General features: G+C 69.4%; 8 protein-coding genes and 1 pseudogene. 4 read left to right on the top strand and 5 right to left on the bottom strand.

Annotated features, from left to right (window positions below; all coding sequences use genetic code 11):
* The 4 genes and pseudogenes from RBH18_RS42535 to RBH18_RS42520 form a co-directional block, all read left to right on the top strand.
* Positions 1-307: pseudogene (locus tag RBH18_RS42535) on the top strand (pyridine nucleotide-disulfide oxidoreductase); the annotation flags it as partial.
* Between the two features lie 29 nt (positions 308-336).
* On the top strand, positions 337-1,881 hold the full coding sequence (locus tag RBH18_RS42530) for an MDR family MFS transporter (RefSeq protein WP_306216202.1): 1,545 nt from the start codon (positions 337-339) through the stop codon (positions 1,879-1,881).
* The gene (locus tag RBH18_RS42525) at positions 1,871-2,344 is read left to right on the top strand and encodes a MarR family winged helix-turn-helix transcriptional regulator (RefSeq protein ID WP_306216201.1); all 474 of its coding nucleotides are present in this window, start codon (positions 1,871-1,873) and stop codon (positions 2,342-2,344) included. The genes RBH18_RS42530 and RBH18_RS42525 overlap by 11 nt, the downstream gene beginning before the upstream one ends.
* Before the next feature lie 91 nt (positions 2,345-2,435).
* On the top strand, positions 2,436-2,996 hold the full coding sequence (locus tag RBH18_RS42520) for a hypothetical protein (protein WP_306216200.1): 561 nt from the start codon (positions 2,436-2,438) through the stop codon (positions 2,994-2,996).
* 151 nt (positions 2,997-3,147) lie between these two features.
* Here the strand turns inward: RBH18_RS42520 and RBH18_RS42515 are convergent, their stop codons facing one another.
* The 5 genes from RBH18_RS42515 to RBH18_RS42495 form a co-directional block, all read right to left on the bottom strand.
* Positions 3,148-3,600, bottom strand: a complete 453-nt coding sequence (locus RBH18_RS42515; protein ID WP_306216199.1) for a hypothetical protein — start codon at positions 3,598-3,600, stop codon at positions 3,148-3,150.
* A gap of 340 nt (positions 3,601-3,940) precedes the next feature.
* Entirely contained in the window at positions 3,941-4,561 is a 621-nt protein-coding gene (gene aroQ, locus RBH18_RS42510) for a gamma subclass chorismate mutase AroQ (protein ID WP_306216198.1), read from the bottom strand.
* Positions 4,562-4,639: 78 nt separating this feature from the next.
* Positions 4,640-5,323 (bottom strand): LuxR C-terminal-related transcriptional regulator, encoded by a 684-nt coding sequence (locus RBH18_RS42505; RefSeq protein ID WP_306216197.1) that lies wholly within the window; start codon positions 5,321-5,323, stop codon positions 4,640-4,642.
* A 33-nt stretch (positions 5,324-5,356) separates the two neighbouring features.
* The gene (locus RBH18_RS42500) at positions 5,357-5,869 is read right to left on the bottom strand and encodes a GtrA family protein (protein ID WP_306216196.1); all 513 of its coding nucleotides are present in this window, start codon (positions 5,867-5,869) and stop codon (positions 5,357-5,359) included.
* The coding region (locus tag RBH18_RS42495) for a TetR/AcrR family transcriptional regulator (protein WP_306216195.1) at positions 5,866-6,404 on the bottom strand (539 nt) is incomplete at its 5' end. The genes RBH18_RS42500 and RBH18_RS42495, both read right to left, overlap by 4 nt.

The following is a 6,404-nucleotide window of genomic DNA, read 5'->3' as shown; positions in this document are numbered from 1 at the left end:
GTTGACCGCGGCGGCGGCGGACAAGGCGGGGCTGAACATCCGGGTCGTGGACTACGACCTGGGCGCGGTGTCCGGCTCGGTGTTGCACGCCGAGGGTTATCAGGGTCAGGCCCGGATGGTGGTCGATGAGGACCGCAAGGTGATCGTCGGGTTCACCCTGGTCGGGCTGGATGTGGCCGAGCTGATTCATGCCGCGACCATCGCGGTGGCCGGTGAGGTGCCCATCGATCGGCTCTGGCACGCGGTGCCGGCGTTCCCGACGGTCAGCGAGGTGTGGCTGCGCCTGCTGGAGACCTACGGCCGCTGAGCTCGCGAGAGCAGGAACAGGGAGGACCCATGACCGTCGTCGACGACACGGCCGGCCCCGGCGCCGCGCCGATGACCCGGACCCAGATCCGGGAAGCGCTGACCGGCCTTTACCTCGGCATCTTCGTCGCGATCCTGTCGTCGACGATCGTCACCAACGCTCTGCCCACCATCGTGGCCGACCTGCACGCGGGGCAGAGCGTCTACACCTGGGTCATCATCGCGACCCTGCTGACCATGACGGTGTCCGCCCCGGTCTGGGGCAAACTGGCCGACCTGATCAGCAAGAAGCTGCTCATCCAGCTCGGTCTGATCATCTTCACCGCCGGGTCGGTGCTGTCCGGTCTCGCGACCGACGCGGGTCTGCTCATCGCGGCCCGCGCGGTGCAGGGCATCGGCGCCGGCGGCCTCCTCGCGCTGATCCAGGTGATCATCGCGACGATGATCCCGCCGCGGGAGCTCGGCCGCTACTCCGGTTATTTCGGCGCGGTGCTCGCGGTCGGGACCAGCGCCGGGCCGCTGATCGGCGGCTTCATCGTCGACACCGACTGGCTCGGCTGGCGCTGGTGCTTCTTCGTCGGGGTGCCGTTCGCCATCGCGGCGCTGATCGTGCTGCAGCGCACCCTGAAACTGCCCGTGGTCAAGCGGCCCGTCCGCGTCGACTGGGCCGGGACGTCACTGCTGACGGTGGCCGCCTCGCTGCTGCTGATCTGGGTGACGTTCGCCGGCGACAAGTACGCCTGGCTCTCCTGGCAGACCGCGGCCCTGGTCGGCGGCACCGTCCTGCTGGCCGTCGCATTCGTGCTCGTCGAGCGGCGGGCCAAGGACCCGGTGCTGCCGTTGTGGCTGTTCCGCTCCCGCACCATCAACCTGGCCATCGTGGCCAGCCTCGTCATCGGCATCGCGCTGTACGCCGGGTCGACGTTCCTGAGCCAGTTCTTCCAGCTCGCCGAGGGCAAGTCGGCCGCACAGGCCGGCGTTCTCGCGCTGCCGCTGATCCTGAGCCTGGCCGTGGCCTCCACGATCGGGGGCCGGATCATCAGCGCCACCGGCCGCTGGAAGCCGATCCTGGTCGCGGGCTCGCTGCTGGTCGGCGTCGGCCTCGCGGTGCTGGGCCTGACCCGCGACGACACCGCGTACTGGCAACTGGCGATCGGCATGGCCCTGCTCGGCTTCGGGCTGGGCACCACCTTGCAGAACCTGGTCCTGGCCGTGCAGAACCAGGTGAGCCCGCGCGAGCTCGGTGCGGCCAGCTCCTCGGTCGCGTTCTTCCGCTCACTGGGCGGCACGATCGGCGTCTCGGCCCTGGGAGCGGTCCTGGCCTCGCAGGTCAGCCGGTACACCTCCGACGGCCTGACCCAGCTGGGCATCCCCGCCACCGGGGGCGGTTCGTCGGTCTCCCGCCCGGCCGACCTGCCGGCACCGATCAGGGCCGTGGTCGAGGGCGCTTTCGGGCACGCCGCCGGCAACCTCTTCCTGTACGCGGCACCGCTCGCCCTGGTCGCGCTGGTGTGCGTGGTGTTCATCCGCGAAGTTCCGCTGCGGACCTCGAACGCGGTACGCGATGATCACTGACACCGACGCCATCGCGGACCTGGAGCACGAGATAGCCGTCCTGGTCCGCCGGCATCGCGCCCTCCTGGCCGCGGCCGGTGCCGACGCGCCGTCCGGGCTCACGCCGGCGGAGTACGGTCTGCTGCTCCGGCTCGACCGGCACGGCCCGCACCGGACGACGGAGCTCGCCGAGTACGCCGCTGTAGTGCTGAGCACGATGTCGCGCCAGCTGCAGGCGCTGGAGTCCCACGGCCTGATCGAGCGGCTGCCGTCGCCGGAGGACGGCCGGGCTCACGTCGTGGCTCTCACCGACGAGGGCCGTCACCGTGTCGCGCGGGCGCGGGCCGAGCGCGGCCGGCGCCTGCGTGACCGGCTCGGCGCCTGGGCGGACGTGGACATCCGCACCCTGACCGGGCTCCTCGCCAAGTTCAACAGCTCCACTGATCGGGGCGACAACCGTCGCTCCCCACTTGAAGCTAAGTAAATAGAACGTTCCGTCTTGACAGGCCTCCATGCGGACGGCATCCTGCTAAGGACAGAACGTTCGATCTTCTTGTTGCCATGAAGGGTCTCCCGTGAGCACTGTTGCTGTATCCCCCGGCCTCTCGCAGACCGCGTCCGCGCTGCGGCGGCTGTACTTCATCCGGTTCGCCTTCGCCATCGTCTGGGCCGGCGTGACCATCGCCACCGCCAAGGATGTCAACGCCCTGTCGGTGACGCTGTTCGTGCTCTACCCGCTGTTCGACGTGGGTGCCGCCATCTACGACATGCGCTCGTCGAAGTCGACCGGCTCGCCGGCGTTGCTGTACGTGAACATGGTTGTCAGCCTGCTCGCGGCCATCGGCCTGGGCGCCGGCGCGGCCTCGGGCATCCCGGCGATGCTGCGGGTGTGGGGCGCGTGGGCGGTCGTGGCCGGCGCGATCCAGCTCGCTGTCGGCATCCGCCGCCGGGCCATGGGCGGTCAGTGGCCGATGATCATCAGTGGCGCCATCTCGGTGCTGGCCGGCGGGAACTTCATCGCCAGCGCCGGCGCCGACGACCCGATGCTGAACCAGGCCGCCGCCTACGCCATCCCCGGTGCCATCTTCTTCCTCATCGCCGCGATCCGGCTCGGCCGCACCGCCAAGGCCAACTGACCGGGAGACGGCTCGGTGAAGGACTTCGAAGCCTCTGCACGCCGGCGACCGCCCACCCACCGCCGGCCCCCGGGCGTCACTTCCGCACCGACCGGTGAAAGCCCCCGCTGATTCGGCGGGGGCTTTCGCTGTGCGCTGATGCGGAGGTGCCTCAGCCGCGTACGCCGGCCTGCACTTCGACCTCCTGGACCAGGTTGCGCAGCGACTTGGCGAACACACCCTTCCCCACGGTGCCGACCAGCAGGCCGGCCAGGCGCCCCCCGAAGTTCTTGCCCTCGCGGACGATGGTCGCGTCCAGGCGGGTCGTGCCGTCACTTTGCGGGGTGAGCTCGTAGACGTGCGACGAGGCGCCGCCCCAGAGGTTGGAGTCGGTCGTGGTCATCGTGATCCGGCGCGGGTTCGACCAGTCGTAGTGCAGCCGCTCCCAGCCCCCCTTGTTGCCCTCGGTGACGTCGGCCGAGGTGGCTCCGATCGCATGCACCTGGAGGAATTCGTCCGAGGTGTTGTCGAACATTTTCGAGCGCCCCGGCCCGAAATGGGTGATCGCCGCGGCAAATTGCTCCGGCGTGACAAGTGTCGTCTGGGTGATGCGAATGGTCGGCATTTCCGCGCTCCTGATTCACGTGTTCCGAGGTGCCTCGATGAGGGCACAAATCCATTCTGCTACGGCCCGCGGGAAATGGCTAACGGCCCGTGCGGACGGCACAATGGCGTGAACGGAAAGGGTCCGGTGAACGTCGTCGGACAATGCGCCTCCGGTGGCCGGTTCCGCGGCTCTTATCAAGGCGCCGCGCGTCAGGGACCACCGATTGACGACGCGATTCGGGCCGAGAATCGTACTGGGGCAATTGCGGTGATGATTCTCACGGCGGCATGGGGCCGCAGCGCACCCGCTCCCCAGGCCCCGCCGGACCAGTCTCAGCGGGGCCCGGGTGCCGGGGCGGTCAGGCCTCACATATCGGTTGCACCGCGCCCCGCAGGGCCCGCTCGTGCAGGGAATCGAGGTGGTAGCGGGTGCCGGCCGTGGCCTCGGCGCCGAGCAGGGAGACGAAGCACCGCAGGTTCGGGCCGCGCAGATCCGTGGTGGCAGCGAGCTGCTCGATGAAAGAGACGGTGATGCGGTCCAGTTGCGGGCGGACCTCGGTGGCCAGGTCGGGACGCTCGGTGGGGGCCAGCTCCGGGTGCTTGGTCCACAGGTCGTGGAGTCCGCGCTGGACGACCTTGCTCACCTCGATCTGCGCCCGGAAGAACTCGACCGCGTCCCCGGCGTCGACGCCTGCCTCCGCGGCCAGTGCGGCCGCCTGATCCAGCACCTGCTGCTCGCGTACGGGATCCTCGATCGGCGTGCTGGTGCCGAATTTCGCCGCCGCGACCTTGTCGGCGAGCAGGATCCGCTCGGCCGACAACCCGACGAGTGAGGTCAGGCCGGTCCTTGCCGGTGCGGGGTGCCGCGGTGCCGCTTGGGCGGGCGTGGCCGTGGTGGCCAGCAGCCCGGCCGCCGCCGCGGAGGCCGCCGTGCGGCGCCATCGTCGGAGCGAATGGCTCTTGTTCTGCGAATCGATCACTTGTCATGCGACGAACGCCGCAGGCCCGGCGTTCACTTCGATCCTGTCTCGTCCCGGGCACTCGCCCTGGGACACTTGTCAGGACGGAGGCCGGCCGGCGACGACCACGCCGTTCTCGTAGCCGAAGACGACGGCGTGGACGCGGTCGCGCAGCTTGAGCTTGTTGAGCACCCGGCGTACGTGGGTCTTGGCGGTCTGCTCGGAGATGAACAGGAAGGAAGCGATCTCGGCGTTGGAGCGGCCGGTGACCAGCAGCCGTAGCACCTCCCGTTCCCGGGAGGTCAGCACGTCCAGGACGCCCGGTGCGGCGGGGTCCGGACGGTTGCCGCTCGTGATCAGGCTCGTGATGAGCCGCTTGGCGATGCTCGGCGACAGTGGCGCCTCGTGGCCGGCCACCGCGTGAACGGCCCGGACCAGCTCGTCCGGCTCGCAGTCCTTCACCAGCAGGCCGCTCGCTCCGGCGTGCAGCGTCGCGTACAGCAGGTCGTCGCAGTCGAAGGACGCCAGGACCAGCACGCGCGGTGCCTGCTCGCCGGGGTGTTCGCGGCAGACCAGCTCGCGGATCGAGTCAAGCGTCGGGGCCGCCGGCGTCTGAGCGTCCACGAGTACGACGTCCGGGCGCAGAGTCCGGCTCTGCTCGATCACCTCGGGGCCGCTCTCCGGGGCCTCACCCACCACATCCAGGCCGGCCTCGTGGTCGAGGATCGTGCGGATGCCGGTGCGGACGAGGGGCTGGTCTCCGGCGACGAGGATGCGGATCATGCGCTCACTTTAGCAGAACGAACGTTCTTTCCTTCAAGATCGTGACGATCGGGACGCTGCCGGTGCCGGGGGAGTGGGCTGCTCGAGGCGTTCCCGCTGGTGCGGGAAGACGAACCGGCGGAACGCCCAGAGGCGGAAGCACAGGGCGATCAGCGTGCCGAGGATAATGCCGCTGAGGAAGTCGGCCGCCTCCTGGACCGGCCGGCTGACCTCCGGGGATCGCAGCATCAGCACGTAGCGGGAGACGCCGAGCGGAACAAGGGTCAGTGCGATGCCGGCGGCGCTGATGGTGAAGAACAATGCCGCTTCATGATGAGGCGCGCGGCCGCCGCGATGACGGAACGACCACTCGCGGTTCAGGACGTACGACAACATCGTGCTCAGAATGTTGGCGATCGCGAGGGCCGTGACCGGTTTCTCGTGCAGCACGGTCAGTTTGAGGGTGTAGTTGACGCAGGCCGTCGCGAGAAAGCAGACGGCGCCGACCGTCAGGAACTTCGCCGTTTCGTGGTGCCTGCGCCATGTGCGGGAGAGCCAGGCGTTCACCGGGCCGCCGGGCCGAGGTGGTCATGCTCGGCGGAGATGTCCAGCAGCCTGTCCACCCCGTGCAGGAACGTCTCACTGACCAGGGCCGGATCGAACAGGCAGCCGGCGGCCATGGCGCCGTCGCGGATCATGACGAAGTGCCGGGCGGCCTGTTCCACCCCCGTCTCCCGGATCTGGGCCAGCAGGGCCGTAATGGTTTCCAGGAACCATTGCCGGTGGGCCAGTGTGGCCTGGTGCACCGGCGAGGCGGGGTCGGGATACTCGGCCACGGCGTTCAGGAAGGCGCAGCCCCGGAAGCCGGGAGACTGGATGCCGGCGGCGATCGACCGGCTGAGGGCCCGGATGGTCTCGTCGGCCGACAGCCCGGCGGCCACGGCTTGTTCGGTCCGTCTGCGGAACGAACGATCGGTCTGCTCAAGGTAAGCCAGAACGAGGTCCTCCTTGCCGGGGAAGTGCCGGTACAGCGTCGCCCGCGTCACCTGGGCCTCGGCGACGATGCGGTCGACGCCGACCTTGTGGATACCCTCTGAATAGA

The organism is Actinoplanes oryzae, from assembly GCF_030757795.1.
Taxonomy (GTDB): Bacteria; Actinomycetota; Actinomycetes; order Mycobacteriales; family Micromonosporaceae; genus Actinoplanes.
The sequence above is the reverse complement of the archived record's forward strand: the minus strand, read 5'-3'. Positions and strand labels throughout refer to the sequence as shown.

Bases quoted from the DNA above. Each gene is read 5' to 3' on its own strand.
- RBH18_RS42530 (WP_306216202.1), top strand. From the start codon at position 337: ATGACCGTCGTCGACGACACGGCCGGCCCCGGCGCCGCGCCGATGACC.
- RBH18_RS42525 (WP_306216201.1), top strand. From the start codon at position 1,871: ATGATCACTGACACCGACGCCATCGCGGACCTGGAGCACGAGATAGCC.
- RBH18_RS42515 (WP_306216199.1), bottom strand. From the start codon at position 3,600: ATGCCGACCATTCGCATCACCCAGACGACACTTGTCACGCCGGAGCAA.
- RBH18_RS42505 (WP_306216197.1), bottom strand. From the start codon at position 5,323: ATGATCCGCATCCTCGTCGCCGGAGACCAGCCCCTCGTCCGCACCGGC.